Annotated in this window: 16 protein-coding genes; 3 read left to right on the top strand and 13 right to left on the bottom strand. The window is 62.8% G+C overall.

Going from position 1 to position 19,515, the window contains the following annotated elements; translation table 11 throughout:
* Positions 1–80: 80 nt before the first annotated feature.
* On the top strand, positions 81–1,535 hold the full coding sequence (locus NLY36_RS09505; protein WP_023671207.1) for a glutamate synthase subunit beta: 1,455 nt from the start codon (positions 81–83) through the stop codon (positions 1,533–1,535).
* Here the strand turns inward: NLY36_RS09505 and NLY36_RS09500 are convergent.
* Complete coding sequence (locus tag NLY36_RS09500; protein ID WP_023735039.1) at positions 1,532–2,737, bottom strand: SGNH/GDSL hydrolase family protein; 1,206 nt, start codon at positions 2,735–2,737, stop codon at positions 1,532–1,534. The genes NLY36_RS09505 and NLY36_RS09500 overlap by 4 nt on opposite strands.
* A gap of 104 nt (positions 2,738–2,841) precedes the next feature.
* Positions 2,842–4,065 (bottom strand): lytic murein transglycosylase, encoded by a 1,224-nt coding sequence (locus NLY36_RS09495; RefSeq protein ID WP_023691763.1) that lies wholly within the window; start codon positions 4,063–4,065, stop codon positions 2,842–2,844.
* Between the two features lie 206 nt (positions 4,066–4,271).
* On the opposite strand from NLY36_RS09495, the gene galU reads away from it, so the two are divergent.
* Entirely contained in the window at positions 4,272–5,177 is a 906-nt protein-coding gene (galU, locus tag NLY36_RS09490) for a UTP--glucose-1-phosphate uridylyltransferase GalU (protein WP_023671956.1), read from the top strand.
* On the opposite strand, the gene NLY36_RS09485 is transcribed toward galU, so the two are convergent.
* Entirely contained in the window at positions 5,178–6,962 is a 1,785-nt protein-coding gene (locus NLY36_RS09485) for an outer membrane beta-barrel protein (RefSeq protein ID WP_031249021.1), read from the bottom strand.
* Between the two features lie 150 nt (positions 6,963–7,112).
* Here NLY36_RS09485 and NLY36_RS09480 point away from each other — a divergent pair, with 150 nt between their 5' ends.
* Entirely contained in the window at positions 7,113–8,108 is a 996-nt protein-coding gene (locus tag NLY36_RS09480; RefSeq protein ID WP_023735037.1) for a KpsF/GutQ family sugar-phosphate isomerase, read from the top strand.
* Between the two features lie 88 nt (positions 8,109–8,196).
* On the opposite strand, the gene NLY36_RS09475 is transcribed toward NLY36_RS09480, so the two are convergent.
* The 10 genes from NLY36_RS09475 to NLY36_RS09430 all read right to left on the bottom strand — a co-directional run bounded on the left by NLY36_RS09475 (position 8,197) and on the right by NLY36_RS09430 (position 19,430).
* Positions 8,197–8,661 carry an NfeD family protein gene (locus NLY36_RS09475; RefSeq protein WP_023671953.1) on the bottom strand — a complete coding sequence of 155 codons (465 nt, stop codon included), beginning with the start codon at positions 8,659–8,661 and terminating at the stop codon, positions 8,197–8,199.
* A 99-nt stretch (positions 8,662–8,760) separates the two neighbouring features.
* Positions 8,761–9,711, bottom strand: coding sequence for an SPFH domain-containing protein (locus tag NLY36_RS09470; RefSeq protein ID WP_023701037.1), 951 nt, complete (start codon positions 9,709–9,711; stop codon positions 8,761–8,763).
* A gap of 158 nt (positions 9,712–9,869) precedes the next feature.
* A complete protein-coding gene (gene hemH, locus NLY36_RS09465) occupies positions 9,870–10,934 on the bottom strand; it encodes a ferrochelatase (RefSeq protein WP_023735036.1) in 1,065 nt (354 codons plus the stop codon).
* A 156-nt stretch (positions 10,935–11,090) separates the two neighbouring features.
* Positions 11,091–13,118, bottom strand: a complete 2,028-nt coding sequence (locus NLY36_RS09460) for a bifunctional metallophosphatase/5'-nucleotidase (RefSeq protein ID WP_023735035.1) — start codon at positions 13,116–13,118, stop codon at positions 11,091–11,093.
* A gap of 197 nt (positions 13,119–13,315) precedes the next feature.
* A complete protein-coding gene (locus tag NLY36_RS09455) occupies positions 13,316–13,693 on the bottom strand; it encodes an Omp10 family outer membrane lipoprotein (protein ID WP_023735034.1) in 378 nt (125 codons plus the stop codon).
* 188 nt (positions 13,694–13,881) lie between these two features.
* A complete protein-coding gene (locus tag NLY36_RS09450) occupies positions 13,882–15,327 on the bottom strand; it encodes a homospermidine synthase (RefSeq protein ID WP_023691759.1) in 1,446 nt (481 codons plus the stop codon).
* 129 nt (positions 15,328–15,456) lie between these two features.
* Complete coding sequence (locus NLY36_RS09445) at positions 15,457–16,695, bottom strand: hypothetical protein (protein ID WP_023701039.1); 1,239 nt, start codon at positions 16,693–16,695, stop codon at positions 15,457–15,459.
* Between the two features lie 2 nt (positions 16,696–16,697).
* A complete protein-coding gene (locus tag NLY36_RS09440) occupies positions 16,698–17,621 on the bottom strand; it encodes a heme-dependent oxidative N-demethylase family protein (protein ID WP_023701040.1) in 924 nt (307 codons plus the stop codon).
* A gap of 52 nt (positions 17,622–17,673) precedes the next feature.
* Complete coding sequence (locus NLY36_RS09435; RefSeq protein WP_031209375.1) at positions 17,674–18,336, bottom strand: aminotransferase class IV family protein; 663 nt, start codon at positions 18,334–18,336, stop codon at positions 17,674–17,676.
* Complete coding sequence (locus tag NLY36_RS09430; RefSeq protein ID WP_023735033.1) at positions 18,285–19,430, bottom strand: aminodeoxychorismate synthase component I; 1,146 nt, start codon at positions 19,428–19,430, stop codon at positions 18,285–18,287. Before NLY36_RS09430 ends, NLY36_RS09435 begins: the two co-directional genes overlap by 52 nt.
* Positions 19,431–19,515: the final 85 nt, after the last annotated feature.

Raw genomic sequence — 19,515 nt, 5'->3', positions numbered from 1 at the left:
TCGGATGCAAGGTTGCCACGGCTGCCTCAAGGGGTTAACGGGTGCGAAAACCGCACCATCTGGACAGCAGGAACTGGACTATGGGCAAGGTAACAGGCTTTCTCGAAATCGACCGGCAGGTGCACAAGTACCAGCCGGCCTCCGACCGCATCCGGCATTTTCGTGAATTCACGCTGCCGATGTCGGACAAGGAGGTCGAGAAACAGGCGGCGCGCTGCATGGATTGCGGCATCCCGTTCTGCCACGGGCCGACCGGTTGCCCGATCCACAACCAGATCCCGGACTGGAACGACCTCGTCTACAATGGCGACTGGGACAATGCGATCCGCAACCTGCATTCGACCAACAATTTCCCCGAGTTCACCGGCCGCATCTGCCCCGCGCCCTGCGAGGAAGCCTGCACGCTGAACCTCGAGGACATTCCGGTTGCCATCAAGACTGTCGAACAGGCAATCGCCGACAAGGCTTATGAAACCGGCCATATCCGGCCTTATCCGCCAGAGAAGAAGACGGGCAAGCGGGTCGCTGTCATCGGCTCCGGCCCGGCAGGGATGGCGGCGGCGCAGCAGCTTGGCCGCGCCGGCCACGAGGTCAGCGTTTATGAGCGTGAGAGCCGTCCCGGCGGGCTGATGCGCTACGGCATTCCCGACTTCAAGATCGAGAAGCACTATATCGACCGCCGCATCGAGCAGATGCAGGGCGAGGGCGTGACCTTCCATTGCGGCGTCAATGTCGGCGTCGACAAGCCGGTGGCAGAGTTGCTCGCCGGATACGATGCGGTGCTCTATTGCGGCGGTTCGGAATCGCCGCGTCCGGCCAACATTCCGGGCGACGATCTCGGCGGCGTCTATGACGCCATGCCCTATCTGGTGCAGCAGAACCGTCGCGTCGGCGGCGAGCCGATCCAGTCGGTGGCCTGGCCGTCGCATCCGATCATCGCCGGCGGCCAGCATGTCGTCGTCGTCGGCGGCGGCGATACCGCGTCCGACTGCGTCGGCACCGCCTTCCGCCAGGGCGCGGTGCGCGTCACCCAGCTCGACATCCGCCCGCAGCCGCCGGAGAAGGAAGACAAGCTTTCGGTCTGGCCTTACTGGGCGACCAAGATGCGCACCTCGTCCTCACAGGCCGAAGGTGCGGAGCGCGAATTCCAGGTGGCGACGCTCGAATTCATCGGCGAGGACGGCCAACTGACCGGCGTCAAATGCTGCGAAGTCGACGAGAAGCGCAAGCCGATCGCCGGCACCGAATTCGTCATCCGTGCAGACCTCGCCTTCATCGCCATCGGCTTTGCCGGACCGGCTGCCGCCGGCGTCGCGAAAGAGCTGGACGGTGAGATGAAAATCACCACCGACAGCCGCCGTTCCCGCAATGTCGAAGCCAACGATCGCGACTACAAGACCAGCGTCGACAAGCTCTACGCCGCAGGTGATGTGCGCCGCGGCCAGTCGCTGGTTGTGTGGGCGATCCGCGAAGGCCGCCAGGCCGCGCGCTCGATCGATGAAGCGCTGATGGGGTCGACGGTACTCCCCCGTTAACGGTTGATCGCCGTCGTCGTATCCGTCGCGGCAGCGGCCTTGGGCGGCCAGGAGAAGTCGTCGGCGCGGCCGGGCGAGGCCTCGGGCGCCTTGCCTTCGAGGATTAGTTTTTCGCCGGGCAGATCCGGATTGGCTTTCGGCGCCGCCGCCGCACCGAGAAGCTCGGTCCCGCCGTCGAGCGCCGGATCGTTGAGCAGCATTGGAACGGTGCGGTCGACCACGATCGGGGCGGCGGGCAGCGACGGCGCCTCGACCGGGGCGCCGGCCGGCGCGGCAGCCGTCACCACGCTTCCCGGCGCTGCCAGGCCGAGGATCTTGGCCAGCGGCTTTTCGGTGTAGAAGGCGAGCTTTCGCTTGCCGGCTTTCGAGACGTTGATGCCGTCGTCGGAGCGCAGCCGCACGGCCTGGCCGTTAATGTCGGGGCCGGTCGAGACAAAGGCGCCGTTCTCGTCGACGAACCCATCCCAGACATCGACGAATTCGCCGCCGTTCTTCTCGGCTGCCGAGTGGTAGATGTCGTTGAATGCCAGCATGTCGGAGGTCATCTTCGGCGTCTTGAAGGCTGGCATGCCGACCCACAGATAAGGCACCTTGGTCGCCGCCAGTGCCTTTCCCAAGGCTTCGGTCCGGCGTTCGTATTCCTTGGTCCAGTTCTCGGAGCGCGGCTGCTCGCGCACATCGTTGACGCGCATCTGCTGGCGGTCGTTGGAGCCGAGCATGACGACGACCACGGAGGGTTTTTCGGTCTCGACCAGCGATTTGACCTGTTCGGGCCAATTGTAGACATCATCGCGCACGAAACCCGAAGAACCGTTGGCGCGCTCGACGATCCTGACGTTGGCATTGTCGGCAAAGGCTGTTTCGAGGCCCTCGGCCAGGCCGTTGGCCATGAAATCGCCGATCACCAGAACGACGCGGGCATCCGGTGTCTTCTCGACAATCGGAGCGGAAGGTTCAATGGGTGCACGGGGCTTCTTCTTGACCTTCGGCTTTGCCTTGCGGACGTCGAGCGGCGGCTCGATGCGTTCGCTGCGGCGCGGGAACAGAAGGTCGCGCAGCGACCAGCCGCGGTTCTGCGGTTGTTCCTGCGCCAAAGCCGGTGTGTGGAAAGTGCCGGCGAGTCCCGTCGCCAGGACAACGATGGCCAGAACGAGGATCGGCAAGCGGAAAACGATCACACGGATACGCGTTGCCGAAACCAAGCACCCTCTCCATCCCTTGGTGCATGGCCCTCGCAGGGGATCATGCACAGACCGATGCTACGGCATCCCTTGCGCGTCACAGATGCGCGCTGCCGTCGCCGGCTCTATTTCTTTCTGAGCCATTTGAGCACTTCCATGCTCGGATACCCGTCCTGGGTCAAGCCGACCGTTGCCTGATAGGTCATGATGGCGGTTTTCGTGCCGTCACCGATCTTGCCGTCGAACTTGCCGTCGTAAAGTCCGTGCTGCGAAAGCCGCTTCTGCAACTCCTGCCTTTCCTCGAAGGACAGTTTGGTGAAAGGCCGCTTCCAGTCCTGCACCAGACCATTTGAACCGGCGATTTCGTCGGCAAGAAGGCCGACGGCCAGGGCATATTTGTCGGCGTTGTTGTAGGCCTTGATGACGGAGAAGTTCTTGATCATCAGGAAGGCCGGTCCGCCGCGGCCGTCCGGCACTTTCAGGGTCGCCTTGTCGGTTGCGTTCTTGAACGGCTTGCCATTGGCCCTGGCGACGCCGAGCGCCTGCCACTGCGCCAATGTCTTCGAGCCGGCCGGCAGTTTGCCCGCGGGAATGGTGACCTCGTAGCCCCAGGTCTTGCCGCCCTGCCAGCCATTCTTCTTCAGCAGATTGGCTGATGTCGCCAACGCATCGGGGATCGAATTCCAGATGTCGCGCTTGCCGTTGCCGTCCATGTCGACGGCATAATGCTGGTAGCTGGTCGGGATGAACTGGGTCTGGCCCATGGCGCCGGCCCAGGAGCCCATCAGGTGGCTTTCGTCGATGTCGCCGGTCTGCAGGATTTTCAGCGCGGCGACCAATTGGGTGCGGGCGAATTTCGAACGCTTCGGGTCGCCATAGGCGAGGGTTGCCAGCGAGCGGATGACATTGCGCATGATGTCGTCGCGCTTGAGGATCTCGCCATAATTCGATTCCATCGACCAGATGGCGAGCAGGATGTAGCGGTCGACGCCGAACCTCGCCTCGATCCGTTCCAGCCACGGCTTCCATTTTTTGGCCATCTGCTGGCCGACGGCAACGGACTGGTCGTGGACGCGGTTGTCGAAATAGTCCCAGGCAGGTGCGGTGAATTCGGGCTGGGTGCGTGCCTTTTCCAGCACCACCGGGTCGGGCTCATTGATGCCCCGGAACGCCCGGTCGTAGACCCCGCCGGAAACGCCGCCCGCCACGGCCGTGGCGCGGAAGCCGGCGACCCATTGCCGAAAACCGGCATCGGCGAAGGCCGGTCCGGCCGGCATCAGCAAGGCGAGCGAGAGGCTGGCCGCCGTCAGCACGCTGGTAAAGAGTTTTGCGGCACTGCGAACGGACATATTTCCCCTTTCTCTATCTCAGGAAAGACCATTCATCGCCGAACCGGGTTAGCAATTGGTTTACCATAGGCGGCGCCTGGAACGAAAAGACACCTGGATGCTTTACCGGTTGATGTTTCCCTCAATGGCCCGATAATCCACAATTCCGGCGCGAAAATGTCGCGAGGCGGGATTGCCGGGCACGCCCTCAGACGGATAATTGACGCATGAAGCGAGTTCGCAAGGCAGTTTTCCCGGTCGCCGGTCTCGGCACACGGTTTCTCCCGGCCACCAAGGCCATTCCCAAGGAGATGCTGACCGTCGTCGACCGGCCGGTCATCCAGTATGTCGTCGATGAGGCGCGCGAGGCCGGCATCGAACATTTCATCTTCGTCACCGGCCGCAACAAGGCGGTCATAGAAGACCATTTCGATATCCAGTTCGAGCTCTATGATACGCTGGCACAGCGCGGCAAGGACGATCAGCTGGCCCGCTTGCAGCGGCTGCAGCCGGCGCCGGGGCAGACCTCGTTCACCCGCCAGCAGGTGCCGATGGGGCTCGGCCACGCCGTCTGGTGCGCCCGCGAACTGGTCGGCGACGAACCCTTCGCGCTGTTGCTGCCCGACATGATCATGCAGTCGGAGAAGAGCTGCACGAAGGCCATGGTCGAGCTCTACGAGGAGACGGGCAACAACATCATCGCCGTGCAGGAATGCGATCCGGCCGAAACCCACAAATATGGCATTGTCGGCCGGGGCGAGGACACGCATCACGGCTTCCGCATCACCGAGATGGTCGAAAAGCCGAAGACCGGCACCGCGCCGTCCAATCTCTACATCAACGGCCGCTACATCCTGCAGCCCGAGATTTTCAAGATCCTGGAAAGCCAGGAAAAGGGCGCCGGCAACGAGATCCAGCTCACCGACGCGATGCTGAAGCTGGAAAAGCAGCAGCCCTTCTTTGGCTACCACTTTCAGGGCCGCACCTTCGATTGCGGCTCGCCGGAAGGGTTCGTCGAGGCCAATGTCGCCTTCGCGCTGTGGCGCAGCGACATGAACGAGAACATGGCCGGCGTCATCCGCACGCTGCTCGATGAGATGAAGCCGTCCGAGCGTCGCGGCGCTGCTTTTTAGCTACCGCTGCAGCTTCAGCCCCAAATAGATGCTGTTGGCGGTGTAGTTGCGCCCGGGCAGATTGCTGGTCAGCTTTTCGGTGCGGGCGCGGCTGGTGAGACCGACGTAACGGTTCAGCCACCAGGTCAGCCCGGCCTCTGCACTCAGCGTCATGTCATGGCCGTCGGAGCCGGTGTAATTGCGCCAGTCGAGCCCAAGGGCTGCGTTGCCGGTCAGGTCGGCGCGGATCTGCCGCTCGCCGGTGAGGCGGCCGGAATAGAGGATGTCGCCGCTCTTACCGGCATTCGTCGTGCCTTCGACCGTGGTTCGCCCGGTGAGGCCGATGATGGTACCGCGCTCGGGCGACCATTTGAGGTCGGCATTGATGGTGGCTCCCGAAATCGCCTCCAGGTTCTTGTCGTCGATCGCCTCCCTCAGCCAGCCGGCCGAGAACTCACCCTTGAGCTTCTCGCCCATGTCGACTTCGATACCGGCGCGCGCGCCAAGCCGGGTCGAAGAGCGCTCGAAGCCCTTGCTGTCGATCCGTTGGTCATATACCCGGCGGCCGAGCTCAATCTCGGCAAAGGGCGTCAGAGCCGGGGAAATTTCATAGCCGGTCCGCAACGTTGCGGTGTAGAGCGTGTTGTCCTGGTCCTTCTGCGACAGCGAGGTGCCATCGGTAAGTTCGGCATCGCCATAGATGTCGTGGGAGACGGCGCCGGTCAGCGCAAAGCGCATCTTGCCGACGTCCTTCTCGACGCCGAGGCTGCCGTCGACCGTCTGGCGGATCGGCTGCGATTTGACGCCGGCAATGGCGTCGGGCGCGGAGGCCGATTCCGGCGCAATCTCGTAGCCGAGCTTGGCGATGGCACGCAGTTCATTATCGAGGTCGACATTGTACGTGCCTTGGATACGGCCGCGTGCCTCATTGATCTTCTGGCCCGAAATGGTGTTGCGGAAATTGCCGTAGCCGTCGATGACCGCCGAATTCTCGCGCCAATCGGAGGCGGCGGAAAAACGCAGCGCCGTTTCGGACAGCACCGCCGACTTGCCGCCAGCGCTGGAATCGGCGTTCGACGTGACGGCAACGCCCTGCTCGAGCGTCGGCCGCAGCAGGAACGAGCCGACCTTGATGCCGGTTGCCGCGTACGGGTCGTCCTCGAGCTTCTTCTTCTGGCCCTCGATGGCGTCGGTGCGCTCGGCGCCAGGGTCGAGCTTCTGCCGGTCGACGCTGTCGACGGTGAGGACACGGCGGTTGGCTGTGTCCTGATCGGCGTCGTCTGCCGCAGTGCCGTCCGGAGTCGTTCCGGTGGTGGTCTGGTCCGTGGCTTTGCCAGGCTTCTTCTTGTCGGCAGCCTTGGTTTTGTCCTTGGCCTTGTCTGCATCCGCGGAGGCGCCTTGTTTTGCCGTCGATGGCCGGCGTGGCTGGACGGTTGGCGGCTTGTCGGCGCCCGAATCGTCGATGGTCGCCGGCGGGTCGAAAATGCTGTTTGCGCCGGCCTGGGACGGGTCGGTGTCGTCAGGCAAGGCGCCATCGCTGGCCGGCACATAAGCGGTTGGCGTGTTTCCCGTGGGGGCGGTGTCGGCAGGGGCGGGCTTGACCTGCGTGTTGGCCTTGGTCAATTGCCTGGCCCGGCGCTGCTGGTCGGACAGGATCGCCGATTCCGAAACCTCGCCGCGCAGCTCGGTCTCCTGGGCATGAAGCGCAGTTGGCCGCAGCAAAGCGAGCACGCTCGTCGCCAGAAGCAGAGCGCAAAAGGCTCTGCCCGTTCGACCTTTTTTCTCTTGAGGCTGGGCCCGCGACATCGTCACCACTGCTTGCGCGGCGCAAGCGCGCCATACTTACCGAACCGTAAACGGGGATGGTTAACGGAGGGTTGAAGGTGTGCCTGTACGACATGGCTGGACGGCAATTCTGTTGGACAGGCGAACGGCAAAGCGCTAATCGCATCAGCCATGCATGCGGGATCCCCAGAAAAGAAGCCTTTGGAGGCTTCGGTCGCCTCGGCGCTGAGAACGGTAGCCACGGAACAGGCCGGCGTGGCGGCATTGGCCGCCGCGCTGGAGAACGAACTGGCCGAACCTTTCGCCAGCGCCGTCGACATGGTGTCGCGCATCAATGGCCGCGTCATAGTCACCGGCGTCGGCAAAAGCGGCCATATCGGCACTAAGATCGCGGCTAGTCTGGCTTCGACCGGCACGCCTGCCTTCTTCGTCCATCCGGCGGAGGCCAATCATGGCGACCTTGGCATGATCGCCAGAGACGATGCCATCATTGCCATGTCATGGTCCGGCGAGAGCAAAGAGTTGATGGGCATCGTCGCCTATTCCAGGCGCTTCTCGATCCCGCTGATTGCGATTACCGCGGGCGCGGCCTCGGCGCTGGCGCGCGCGGCCGACGTGGTGGTGCTCCTGCCGTCCGCGCCGGAAGCCTGCCCGCACGGTCTGGCGCCGACGACATCGACCCTGCTGCAACTGGTGGTCGGCGATGCGCTGGCCATAGCGCTGCTCGAAGCGCGCGGCTTCACGCCCGACCATTTCCGCACGTTCCACCCCGGCGGCCAGCTCGGCGCCAACCTCACGCAGATCCACGAGATCATGCATGTCGGCGACAGGCTGCCGCTGGTGTCTTCCGGCACGGGCATGCGCGAGGCGATCCTCGAATTGTCGAACAAGGGCTTCGGCTGCGTGGCGATCGCGACGGCGGATGGCGCGTTGGTGGGCATCATCACCGATGGCGACATCAGGCGTCACATCGGCAGCAATCTCATGGAAATGAGCGTCGATCAGGTGATGACGAAAAAGCCGAAGACGGCCACACCGGACACGCTGGTGGCGACGGCGCTGCAGATTATCAACAATTCGGCCATTACGAGCCTGATGGTGGTCGAAGGCAGGCGGCTCGTGGGACTGGTTCATCTGCACGACCTGCTGCGCATCGGCGCCGCCTGAAAAAATCAAAGGACGCGTCGCGTTCGGGAAGCCCTAGGCGACGCGGCCTGATTTTTCCGGATCGAAAGCGCCATGCGCTTTCGAAATGTCAAACTGCCTCGACGGTCAGTTCCAGATCGGTGTCGGCCGAACTGACGACGCGCACCTGCGTGCCGGCCGGCAGGTCGGGACCGGAGACGCGCCACAGTGTATCGCCGAGTTTGATGCGGCCGCGACCGTCCTTGATCGGCTCGGCCAGCGTTGCCATCCTGCCGACCAACTGCGCGCCGCGCCGGTTGAGCAGCGGCTGGTCGCTAGGGGTATTACGCCCACCAACCAGCTTCTTTCCGGCAAAGGCCGAGACCAGCGACAGGGCCAGGAAGGCGAGGACCTGGACTTCCCAGGCCCAGAAGCTTGCGTCCCAGACGAGCAGGGAAATCACACCGATCACCAATGCGGCGATGCCGATCCACAGCATGAATATTCCTGGCGCGATGACCTCCATCACCAGGAGGACGAAGCCCAGAACCATCCAGTTCCACGGACCAAGTTCGGAAATGATGCGGTCGAACATGGGAGTGCGCTCCTAGTTCTTGTTTGAGAGCATGATCTTTTCCGAAAACCGGCTCCCACTTTTCGGGATCATGCTCGCGACCTCAGTTCTCGTCAGGTCTCAGTTCTCATTCGGGCGAACCACCGGAGGGCGGCCTGCCTGCCTGGCGGCGCCGGCGGTGCCTTCGCTGCGGAACACCTCCCTGGCGATCTCGCTTATGCCGCCGAGCGTGCCGATCAGCGCCGAGGCTTCCATCGGCATCAGCACGACCTTGCTGTTGTTGGCGGTACCGATCTTGCCCATCGCTTCGGTGTATTTGAGCGCCACGAAGTAGTTGAGTGCCTGCACGTCGCCCTTGGAGATGGCTTCCGATACAACCTGGGTGGCTCGCGCTTCGGCCTCGGCCGAGCGTTCGCGTGCCTCGGCGTCGCGGAAGGCGGCTTCCTTGCGGCCTTCGGCCTCGAGGATCTGCGACTGCTTGAGGCCTTCGGCGGCGAGGATCTGCGCACGCTTGTTACGTTCGGCCGTCATCTGACGACCCATCGATTCGATGAGGTTGGCCGGCGGATTGATATCCTTGATCTCGACGCGGGTGATCTTGATGCCCCACGGATGCGCCGCTTCGTCGACGACGCGCAGCAGGCGCTCGTTGATGGCGTCGCGGTTCGACAGCAATTCGTCGAGGTCCATCGAGCCCATGACGGTACGGATGTTGGTCATCGTCAAATTGAGAATGGCGTTCTCCAGGCCGGCGACCTGGTAGGCGGCCTGCGCCGCATTGAGGATCTGGTAGAAGGCGATGCCGTCGACGCCGACAATGGCGTTGTCGCGCGTGATGATTTCCTGGCTCGGAACGTCGAGCACCTGCTCCATCATGTTCATCTTGGCGCCGATGCGGTCGACGAACGGCACGATGAGGTTGAGGCCGGGGCTTAGTGTTTTGGTGTAACGGCCAAAGCGCTCCACCGTATAATTATAGCCTTGCGGGATTGTGCGGATGCCTTTGATAAGAAGCACCAATACCAGAAAGGCAAGCGCACCAATCGCAATACCGAAACCACTGAAGTCCATTTGAATCTCCCTCAGATGCCGGCCATGGCGTTGATTCCATGCAACCGACTTCACCAAACACTTAGGTGTGTTTCAATAATGTTACAATCAGGTGATCGTTGATTATTGGTGCATGGAATAGCGCAACTGCGGCGATCGATCGCCGCAACGTGGCGGCCTCAGACCCAGCCCGACAGCTCGCGCCGCACCATCGCCTCGATCACCGCCATGCCTTCTGCACTGTCGTTGAGGCACGGGATGTGGGCGAATTTCTCGCCGCCGGCGTGATGGAAGGTCTCGGCCGCCTCGCGGCCGATTTCGTCCAGCGTCTCGATGCAGTCGACGGAAAAGCCTGGGTTGACGATGGCGATCGATTTCACGCCGTCCTTCGCCAGTTTCTCGACCGTCTTGTCGGTGTAGGGCTGCAGCCATTCCTGGGCGCCGAAGCGCGACTGGAAGGTGATGATCAGCTTCTTTTCATCCCACCCCAGTCGTTCACGCAACAGCCGTGTCGTCTTCTGGCAGTGGCAGTGATAGGGATCGCCCTTCTCGAAATAGGGCTTCGGGATGCCGTGATAGGAGGTGATGACCACCTCGGGCTCGAAGTCTAGCGTTGCCAGATGCCGTTCGATCGAATGGGCGAGCGCCTCGATGTAGACCGGCTCGTCATAGTAGGGCGGAACACTGCGCACGGCAGGCGCGCGGCGCATCTTCATCAAGGCGCGAAACAGCTGGTCGTTGGCGGTCGCGGTGGTGGTCGCGGAGTATTGCGGGTAGAGTGGGAACGACAGGATGCGGTCGCAGCCTTGCTCGACCAGCCTTTGAGCGACGCTCGCGGTCGAGGGGTTGCCGTAGCGCATCGCCCAGTCGACCACGACATCGGGTAGGTCGATGAGCGCTGCGGCCAGCTTTTCGCCCTGCGCGCGGGTGTAGGTGCGCAGCGGCGACTCGTTCCTCTCGCGGTTCCATATCCTGGCGTAATTGGCGCCGGACTTGTTCGGTCTCGTGGTCAGCACCAAGCCGTAGAGGATCGGATACCAGACGGCCTTGTTGAGCTCGATGACGCGCGGATCGGACAGGAATTCGCGGAGATAGCGCCACATCGGCTTGAAATCGGTGCCGTCCGGCGTGCCGAGATTTACCAACATGACGCCGATCTTGCCTGCCTTTACCGGCGGATGTCCGGCCGGTAGCGGGTCGAGCGCTTTCGCGGCTTTGGGGTCGACAGGCGTGGAAAGCGTCATGAAGGTCTCCCGACACCGCGAAAACCGACGATGTCGGGCGAACCTAGCGATGCGGAGCAAGTTTTCAATGCTGCGTCTGGCCGCACCTTACCTTGAAAGCCAAAAACCCGTCCGGTTACCCGGACGGGTTTTGCTGGTCGTGAGCGCGAAGCGAGGTTACTTCGCCGGAATGGTCAAGGTCGCGCCGACAGGAAGCCGGCGTGGTTCGTAGCCTTTGTTGGCCTCGGAGATCACCTTCCACTTGGCGCCGTCGCCGTAGGCCTTCTTGGCGAGATCCCAATAGGTATCGCCGGCGACGATGACATGGCTGGCTTCGGCCGGGGCGGCGTCAGCCGGCTTTGCCGGAGCAGGTGCGGCTTCGGCCGGTTTTGCCGGTTCGGCCGGAGCCGGCGTTGCCGGGGCGGTTTCCGCCGGGACAGTCGGCGGCGTGGTGGTGATGTCGCCGGAGCCTGCCGGCAATGCGGGAATCGCCGGCTCCGCCGGTGCAGCCTCGGCCGGTTTTGCCGGTTCCGCTGGAGCAGGTGCCGGTTCGGCTGGTTTTGCCGGCTCGGCGGCCGGGGCAGCCGCTACGGTTGCGGCAACCTCGGTGATGCGGCCGTCGAGCTTGGGCGTGTAGGGCCGGTGCGCGGCGAGATAGTCGGCGACCACCTGTTCGAGGCCCGGGCCGTAATCATAGGCGTTCTTGGCCTTCTCGGCGAAGACCTTGTAGCCGTCGCCGCCCTGGCGGACGTAATTGTTGGTGGCGACCAGATAGTCCTTGTCCGGATTGATCGGCGCCCAGGCACCGTTCTGCATCACCTCGACCGACTTGACTCGGCCGGCATTGGGCGCGACCGACTTGTCGAAGGAGTATTTGAGACCTGCCACCTGCGGGAAGCGGCCGCCGCCGTCCTCGACCTGGCTGACGCCGTTTTCCAGCCCGGCAACCAGATCCTTTCCGGAAATCTGGAAGGTCGCCAGCGTGTTCTGGAACGGCAGCACGGTCAGCACCTCGCCCATGGTGACGGTGCCCTTGTCGATCGAAGCACGCAGGCCGCCGCCATTCGAGACGACGATCTCGACGCCCTGTCCCTTGACGCGGTCGAGGATGGCGTCGGAGACGAGGTTGCCCATCGCGCATTCCTTGGTGCGGCAGCTTTCGCGGCTGCCGTCGATGGCCTCGGTGGTCTCGGCCACTTCCTTGTTCTTCAGCGCCTCGATCGGCGCGCCGAGCTCCTTGATGCGGGCAAGAACGGCCGGATCGGGAGTGATCGACTTGTCGAGGAAGATCGGGTCGCCGCTGGCTTCCTTGACGTTGCCATTGTCGTCGAACACGACCTTGAATTCGCCGAGATATTTCGAATAGGACGCGGCCTGCACCACAGGCACCTTGGAGCCGTCGGGGTTGTCGACCATCGTCGGGTAGGGGCCTTCAGCCTTCGGGTCGGTGTTGGACAGAAGCGAATGGCTGTGGCCGCCGACCACCACATCGATGCCCGGGATCTTGGCGATGACATCGCGCTCGCGCCTGTAGCCGATATGGGTGACGGCAATGATCTTGTTGACGCCTTGCGCCTTCAGCTTCTCGACCTCGGCGGTGATCGACTTGACATCGTCGGCGATGGTGATGTTGGGGCCGGGAGAGGCGAGTTCCGGCGTGTCGTTGGTCACGGCGCCGACAATGCCGATCTTCTGGCCGCCGACCTCAAGCACAATCGACGGCTTGATCTTGCCTGCGGCGCCGGACTTGTCGTTGGGCACGACATTGGCGCTGACGATCGGGAACTTCGCCTTGTCGAGATAAGGCACCAGCGCGCTCTCGCCATCGTCGAATTCGTGGTTGCCGAGCGTCACCGCGTCGGACTTGATCTGATTGAGGAATTCCTCCTCCGCCGTGCCCTTGTAGGTGATGTAGAACAGCGATCCCTGAAAGCTGTCGCCGGCATTGAGCAGCAGCACGTTCTGGCCTTCGAGCTTCTTGCGCTCCTGTGCGATCGCGGTGACCAGCCGGCCGGCGCCGCCGATGCACTCACCCTTGGTCTCTTCCTCGGCCGAGCAGGTCGACTCGTATTTGTTGTTGCCTTCGATGCGGCTGTGCCAATCGTTGAAATGCAGGATGTTCAACGTGTAGTCGGCAAAGGATGGTGCGGCCGACAGGCCGAGTGTCGAGGCAGAGAGGGCGGCAATGGCGGCGAGCTTCTTCATCTTCGTCTCCCGGATATGATCAAAGGCGTTTAACGCTCTTGCCCGACTGCAGGATAACAGCCAGCATTTCGGGTATGTTCACATCGCGGTTGTGGCGATGCAAGAAGAATCAGGGCGGATAACCGGCATCGGTTTGCCGGCATAAAAAAGGCGGCGGCATCGCGCCGCCGCCATCCGCAAAGCCGCATGGGAAAGGTTCAGCCACGCCTGGTCAGCACGAAGTTCTGCCCGGCGGAGCTGGTGCAATTCAGCTGGTTTATGGACACCAGCAGGCAGTTGAAAGCGATTGGCTGCTGCCGGATCAGCGAGGTTCCGTTGATCTCGACCGAGGTGGCGCCGGTCTTGGTGTAGCTGCCGTCAGCGAATTTCTCACCGGTCTCCGCCGAAACGGTGGTGAAGACGCCGCCGTTCAATGTCGAGACCGCCTTGCCTTCGGCGTTCAGCCATGAGCCTTCGACGCCTCGCGCCTGCGCTGAGATCGGTGGCCCGTCGGAGCCGCCGGTGGTGCAGGCGGCAAGCATCGTCGCAAGAACGCCCGCCGCGCCCGCAGAAAGAATTTTGCGCGCAATCGTCATATCAAATCCTCTCCTGACGCATCGGCCCAATCGTCAAACGACGTTTTGGGGAACACGATGTGCGTGGCCTCAAGTTTCCAGAGCCGTCCCTCGTGCGTCCAAATGGATGCACACTGCTCTCGTCCGCATCCCTTCAATCGCCCGATTTCCGGGCGATTGCAAGGCAGTGAGGCAGGGGTATGGAACCGCTATCGAACGAGGATGTTGCGGAATTGCCACGGGTCGCTTTTGTCGAGGTCTTCGGGAAACAGGCCCGGACGGTTATCGAGCGGCGTCCAGTCGGTGTAGTAGCCCTTGACCGGTCCGAGATACTGGGACTGCACTTCCAGGCAGCGCTTGTAGTCCATCTCGTCGGCCTCGACGATGCCGGCTTCCGGGTTTTCCAGCGCCCAGACCATGCCGGCGAGCACGGCCGAGGTGACCTGCATGCCGGTAGCGTTCTGGTAGGGCGCCAGCTTGCGGGCTTCGGCCAGCGACAGCTGCGAACCGTACCAGTAGGCGTTCTTGGCATGGCCGTAGAGCAGCACGCCAAGCTCGTCGACGCCGTCGACCAGCTCGTTTTCGTCGAGCACATGGTGGACCGGCTGCGGCTTGCCGGCAGCGCCGAACATTTCGTGCAGCGACAGCACGGCGTCGTTGCAGGGGTGATAGGCATAGTGGCAGGTCGGGCGGTATTGGACCTTGCCCTTCTTACCGCGCACGGTGAAGAAGTCGGCGATCGAGATCGCCTCATTATGCGTCACCAGGAAACCGTATTGCGCGCCCGGCGTCGGGCACCAGGAGCGCACGCGGGTGTTGGCGCCGGGCTGTTCGAGATAGATCGCAGCCTTGGAGCCATGCTTGTGCTCCTTGCCGTTCTTCGGCATCCATCTCTCATGCGTGCCCCAGCCGAGCTCGGCCGGCTGCAGCCCTTCCGAGATGAAACCTTCGACCGACCAGGTGTTCCAGAACACGTTCATCGGCTTCGGCTTCTTGGTGCGCTGGGTGTCGCGCTCGGCGATGTGGATGCCCTTGACGCCGGCCTTCTTCATCAGCTTCGCCCAGCCGTCACGGTCGTCCTGCGCGGGTTCGGAAAACTCGAGGCCGAGGTCGCCGGCAAGGTTCAGCAGCGCCTGCTTGACGAACCACGAGACCATGCCCGGATTGGCGCCACAGGTCGAAACCGCGGTAGCGCCGCCGGGCTTGTCGTGCTTCTCCTTGATCAAGGCTTCGCGCAGCGCGTAGTTGGTGCGGCTGGCATTGTCGGCCTTGGCGTCGAAATAGAAGCCGAGCCACGGCTCGACGACGGTGTCGATGTAGAGCACGCCGAGCTTGCGGCAGAGCCGCATCAGGTCGACCGAGCCGGTATCGACCGACAGATTGATGCAAAAGCCCTGGCCGCCACCATTGGTCAAAAGCGGCGTCAGCAGTTTCTTGTAGTTTTTCTCGGTCACGTGCTCCTGCACGAAGGCGATGCCGCGCTCGTCGAGCAGCTTGCGGTCGGTGTCGAGCGGGTCGATGACCGTCATGCGCGACTTGTCGAATTTGAAATGGCGCTCGATCAGAGGCAGCGTTCCCCGTCCGATCGAACCAAAGCCGATCATCACGACAGGGCCGGTGATTTCACCGTAAACGGGCCAGTTTTCATTCGCCATTTTATCGAGCACTCCTTCAAGCAACGCGCCAAAACGGCCGTTCGACCGCCGCGCGACAAACCATAGATCATTGTCACAATAAAGCGAAAAGCAGGGATAAGGTTAGTTCCCGACGGCGCAGATGCGCGCCTACGGTTCGAGCAGTTTCGCGAATTCCGGTGTGAACAGCGCTTGTGCTTCGGAGACCGGCATTTCAACGAGATCGCCGCCGCAAGCCTGGATGACGTTGGGCAAACCTTGCAGGCCGAAGACCAGAACCTGCCTGTCGCCATCGCGCTTCAGGCTGGCGCCGAGATAGTCGCCGATCAAATCGTCGATGCCGCATTCGGCCTCGTAATCCACCTCGGTCTGGTCGCTGGGCTTCTTGCGCTTCTCTTTGACGAAGGTGGCCAGCGAGGGGCCTGGCTTGCCGTCGACCGTATCGGAAAACATGTCCTGAAGGGTAAGCAAGGCGCCACGGCGCACGTCCATGACATAGGCGTCGGAATAGTTGTTCGGATGCGCACCGCCGCAATAGAGGCTGCCGGATTCGGACCAACTCATCAGCTTCGGCGTCAATGACGTAACTTTGAACGTCGAGTCTTCATAGCCGCCAAGCGAATCGTCATCCATGCCCTCCATCGGTGGTCCATCGTGGAAGCCGGCGTATTGCAGCGCCGCGCACGTCAAGGCGCTGAGGCTGTCATGCCAATGGCGGTTCTGCAGCAAGGCATTGGCGGCTTCGATCGGCGCGCCGCCGGCGAGATCGACGATGCGCGGCCTGGCGAATTTGGTGCGCGGATCGGTGACATAGCTGTAGGCTGCATCCGGCCAACCTTCCTTGGCGTCTGCCTCGGGCGCGAAATCCAGCTTGAGATAGTCGTAGGGCGATGCCGCCATGGTGATCGGCGCATCGTCACCCGAGAATGTCATGTCGGTGAAATCATAGAGATCGCGTGGCGTCGTCGCCGGCGTCTCTGTCTGGGCACGGCTGGCGATCCTTGTCAGCTTCAGCGGCAGGGTCTTTTTGGCCGTCCAGGTGCCTTCCAGCGTCTTGCCCTTGTCGGCGGGACTCAACCGCCAGACGGCGCCGATGGGTGGAGCCTGGCCGTCGCCGCACTTCTTGGCATCGCAGGCTTCTTCCTCGGCCAATTGAAAGGTGGCGCCCTTGCTCGACTTCGCCTGCAGAGGAATATCGATGCCCTTGGAGCGGTAGAAATAGCGCGCCGCCAGTGCCTCTCCAGCCGTCGCCGGATCGCCGGTAAACTCGACGACGATGTCGATGTTGCCGAGCTTGCCGGCATAGGTGACGGGGTCGGCGAGCGCCGTTGCCGGCAACGCCAGCAATGCACCGAGCAATACGGCTTGCTCCAGGATTTTTCGGATCATCGTCACTCCAGCGTCATGGCTTGCAGGCGTTGCACCAGCCTGTCACGGTCTGACGTCATCCCCTTATAGTCGAGTTGAGCCTCATCCAGCGCCTGCAATTGCGCCGCGAAAGAGGCGGCAAGCGTTGCCCGGTCGGGATGCCGCGCCAGCACTTTCAGCGGGTCGAGGTGGATGCGGATGGTGAACAGGATGTCGCGCGACAGAGGCAGTTTGCGCAGCGTCTGGCGCTCGACGCGGATGAAGGCGTGGGTGTTGACGTCGCCGTCGGGAAATCGCGAGGGGCGCCTGGTGGCGCGGTCGATGCGCTCGACATTGGAGAGCGGATGATAGAGCGCGTCGTCGGCCTGGATCGACCAGTTGAAGCGTTCGACAGCCTGACCCTGCAGGCCGTCGAACATGCGGTTGATGAGCTCGGCCGGCCTGGTGCCCGGACCGAAGCCCGGCACCGGTGCGTGGATCTGCTGCAGCGGCCGGCCGAATTTTTCGACCAGCGACCAGGATGACGGGAAGCACAGCGAGCCGGCGGCGAGTCGCCAGCCGGTGTCGTCACGGCGCATCAGGATCAGGTCTTCCTGGACGAGCAGCGACGCTGCGACCAGCGGGGCATCGGGGAAGGTGGCGTCAGAGTCGGCTTTGGCGCCAATGACCTCAACCCCGGCATTGGTGCGCCGGTACATCCCGGGAAATGTCGACAGCAGATGTGCTTCGATGAGGCCGCGCACTTCGCGCTGGGCGTCGCGCGTGCCGTCTTCCTCGACAAACACCTTGTCGGGGATTTCGGCATACAGCCGGCGCTTTTCGGCGAGATGGTCGAAGAGATACCGGTCGACCTCGATCCACTTGTCGAGTTCGAGCGGCTTCAGCCCGATGGTGAAGAGCTTTGAGGAGCCATCATAGGGCGTGTGCGTGGGCTGACGAGAATTCATGCTTCGCTAGAAAGTGTCCAATGCCGGCGGTTATTCTCGCAGCCGCTTCGTATCAGGCCAATGTTGCCGGGATCAAGCCGCGCAGAGAATTGCCGACGAACAGTGTTTTGGCGGATTTCAACTCGTCATAGCTGTAGATCGCCTCCTGGGCGCGGCCTTCGTCCAGCAGCTCGGCGCGCAATACGCCAGGCAGCAGGCCGCAGTCGAGCCTGGGTGTCATCAGCATGCCATCACCGAAATCGGCGAAGACGTTGGTGATGGTGCCTTCGCAGATTTCACTGCGCTCATTTGCGAGCAACACTTCGTCGGCCTGGGTGATCAGATATTCGGAGCGGGCGTGAGTGTAGACTTGCCGCCGGCCGGTCTTGTGGCGCAGCAGCGTGTCGGTGGAGGAGAGCCGCACCCGTGCCAGCTGCAGCCGCCAGACCTTGTCGGCGGCGAACGGCTCATAGGGCTGGACCGAGGCGGTCACTTCGCCATCGCGCTGCAGGACGAGCCGGGTGCGCAGCGCCTTTTGCTGCGGCCCGATAGTATTCGCCAGCACCTCGCCGATCCGCTGCGGATCGCAGGCAAAGCCGAGTTCTTCCGCCGAGCCATAAAGGCGCGCGAGATGGCGTTCGAAGCGCAGAAAGCCCTGGCCGGGCTCCCAGCGCATCGTCTCGATCAGCTCGAAATCGGCGGTGTCCCCGTCGCGAAGCGCGCCTTCAGCAGACACTCCTGATACTCCTCTTGCGCCGTCGAATCGAAGACGATGCCGCCGCCGACATTGTAAACGGCCTCGCCACTGGAAAAGAGCGATATGGTGCGGATCGCCACCGAAAAGCGCATCATGCCGGCAGGCGCGATCCAGCCGATGGCGCCGCAATAGACGTCGCGCGGTGTCTCTTCCAGCTCGTGCAGGATTTCCATGGCGCGGATTTTCGGTGCGCCGGTAATCGAGCCACAGGGAAACAGCGCGCCAAAGATTTGGCGGATGCCGAGATCAGGCAGAAGCTTCGCCCGCACACGGCTCACCATCTGATGGACGGTCGGGTAGCTCTCGATGCGGAACAGTTCCGGCACTTCCAGCGTGCCGATCTCGCTGATCAGGGAGATGTCGTTGCGCAGGAGATCGACGATCATCCGGTTCTCGGCCTGGTTCTTTTCATCGCTGCGCAAGAAGGACTTCAACCGCGCGTCCTCGGCCTTGGTCGCGCCGCGCGGTGCAGTGCCCTTCATCGGATGGGTTTCGATCATGCCTAAGGCATCGATCTCGAAGAACAGCTCGGGCGAACGCGACAAGATGATGGGATCGCCGAGCGAAATCAGCGCGCCATACTTGACCGGCTGGCGTCCTGTCAGTGCGTCGAAGGCAGCAACCGGATCGCCCGACCATTGGGCACGGACCGGAAAGGTCAGGTTGCCTTGGTAGCAGTCGCCCTTGCGGATGTGGTCGTGAAGGCGCGCGAAGCGTTTGGCGTAGTCCTGAGCGGACCAACTGGCCCTGGCGTCGAAGATGGGGCCATTGGTGGCCGGCGCATCGTTGCGCGGCACGGCCTCTTCGACCGGAGCATCGAACACACCCAGACAAACCAGTGGCGCGCGCCGGCCTTCAGGCAGCAGCGGCACCAGTTTCGGTTCGAGCAGATAGCCCGCTTCGTAGGAGAAATAGCCGGCCAGCCATTTGCCGGCATCGCTCGCCGCCTGCGCGGCCACCAGCGCCGGCAGAAAATCCTTGGCATCATAGGCAATGATGATGTCGGCCTGGTGGTCGAAGACCAACTGACGGCCGCTTTCATCGTTGCGGAAAATGGCAGAGGGCAGGGGCATGGGGCTCGGGTACTGCGGTCGATGACGCCAGAACCGCTCTATATGGGGGCCGGGCGGCGTGCAATCGAGGGAGCGGCGTCGCAGG

This window comes from Mesorhizobium sp. C399B, from assembly GCF_030323185.1.
GTDB lineage: Bacteria > Pseudomonadota > Alphaproteobacteria > Rhizobiales > Rhizobiaceae > Mesorhizobium.
The sequence above is the reverse complement of the archived record's forward strand: the minus strand, read 5'-3'. Positions and strand labels throughout refer to the sequence as shown.

Bases quoted from the DNA above. Each gene is read 5' to 3' on its own strand.
- galU (WP_023671956.1), top strand. From the start codon at position 4,272: ATGAAGCGAGTTCGCAAGGCAGTTTTCCCGGTCGCCGGTCTCGGCACA.
- NLY36_RS09480 (WP_023735037.1), top strand. From the start codon at position 7,113: ATGCATGCGGGATCCCCAGAAAAGAAGCCTTTGGAGGCTTCGGTCGCC.
- NLY36_RS09440 (WP_023701040.1), bottom strand. From the start codon at position 17,621: ATGAATTCTCGTCAGCCCACGCACACGCCCTATGATGGCTCCTCAAAG.
- NLY36_RS09430 (WP_023735033.1), bottom strand. From the start codon at position 19,430: ATGCCCCTGCCCTCTGCCATTTTCCGCAACGATGAAAGCGGCCGTCAG.
- NLY36_RS09505 (WP_023671207.1), top strand. From the start codon at position 81: ATGGGCAAGGTAACAGGCTTTCTCGAAATCGACCGGCAGGTGCACAAG.
- hemH (WP_023735036.1), bottom strand. From the start codon at position 10,934: ATGACGCTTTCCACGCCTGTCGACCCCAAAGCCGCGAAAGCGCTCGAC.
- NLY36_RS09495 (WP_023691763.1), bottom strand. From the start codon at position 4,065: ATGTCCGTTCGCAGTGCCGCAAAACTCTTTACCAGCGTGCTGACGGCG.
- NLY36_RS09470 (WP_023701037.1), bottom strand. From the start codon at position 9,711: ATGGACTTCAGTGGTTTCGGTATTGCGATTGGTGCGCTTGCCTTTCTG.
- NLY36_RS09445 (WP_023701039.1), bottom strand. From the start codon at position 16,695: ATGATCCGAAAAATCCTGGAGCAAGCCGTATTGCTCGGTGCATTGCTG.
- NLY36_RS09450 (WP_023691759.1), bottom strand. From the start codon at position 15,327: ATGGCGAATGAAAACTGGCCCGTTTACGGTGAAATCACCGGCCCTGTC.
- NLY36_RS09475 (WP_023671953.1), bottom strand. From the start codon at position 8,661: ATGTTCGACCGCATCATTTCCGAACTTGGTCCGTGGAACTGGATGGTT.
- NLY36_RS09455 (WP_023735034.1), bottom strand. From the start codon at position 13,693: ATGACGATTGCGCGCAAAATTCTTTCTGCGGGCGCGGCGGGCGTTCTT.
- NLY36_RS09485 (WP_031249021.1), bottom strand. From the start codon at position 6,962: ATGTCGCGGGCCCAGCCTCAAGAGAAAAAAGGTCGAACGGGCAGAGCC.
- NLY36_RS09460 (WP_023735035.1), bottom strand. From the start codon at position 13,118: ATGAAGAAGCTCGCCGCCATTGCCGCCCTCTCTGCCTCGACACTCGGC.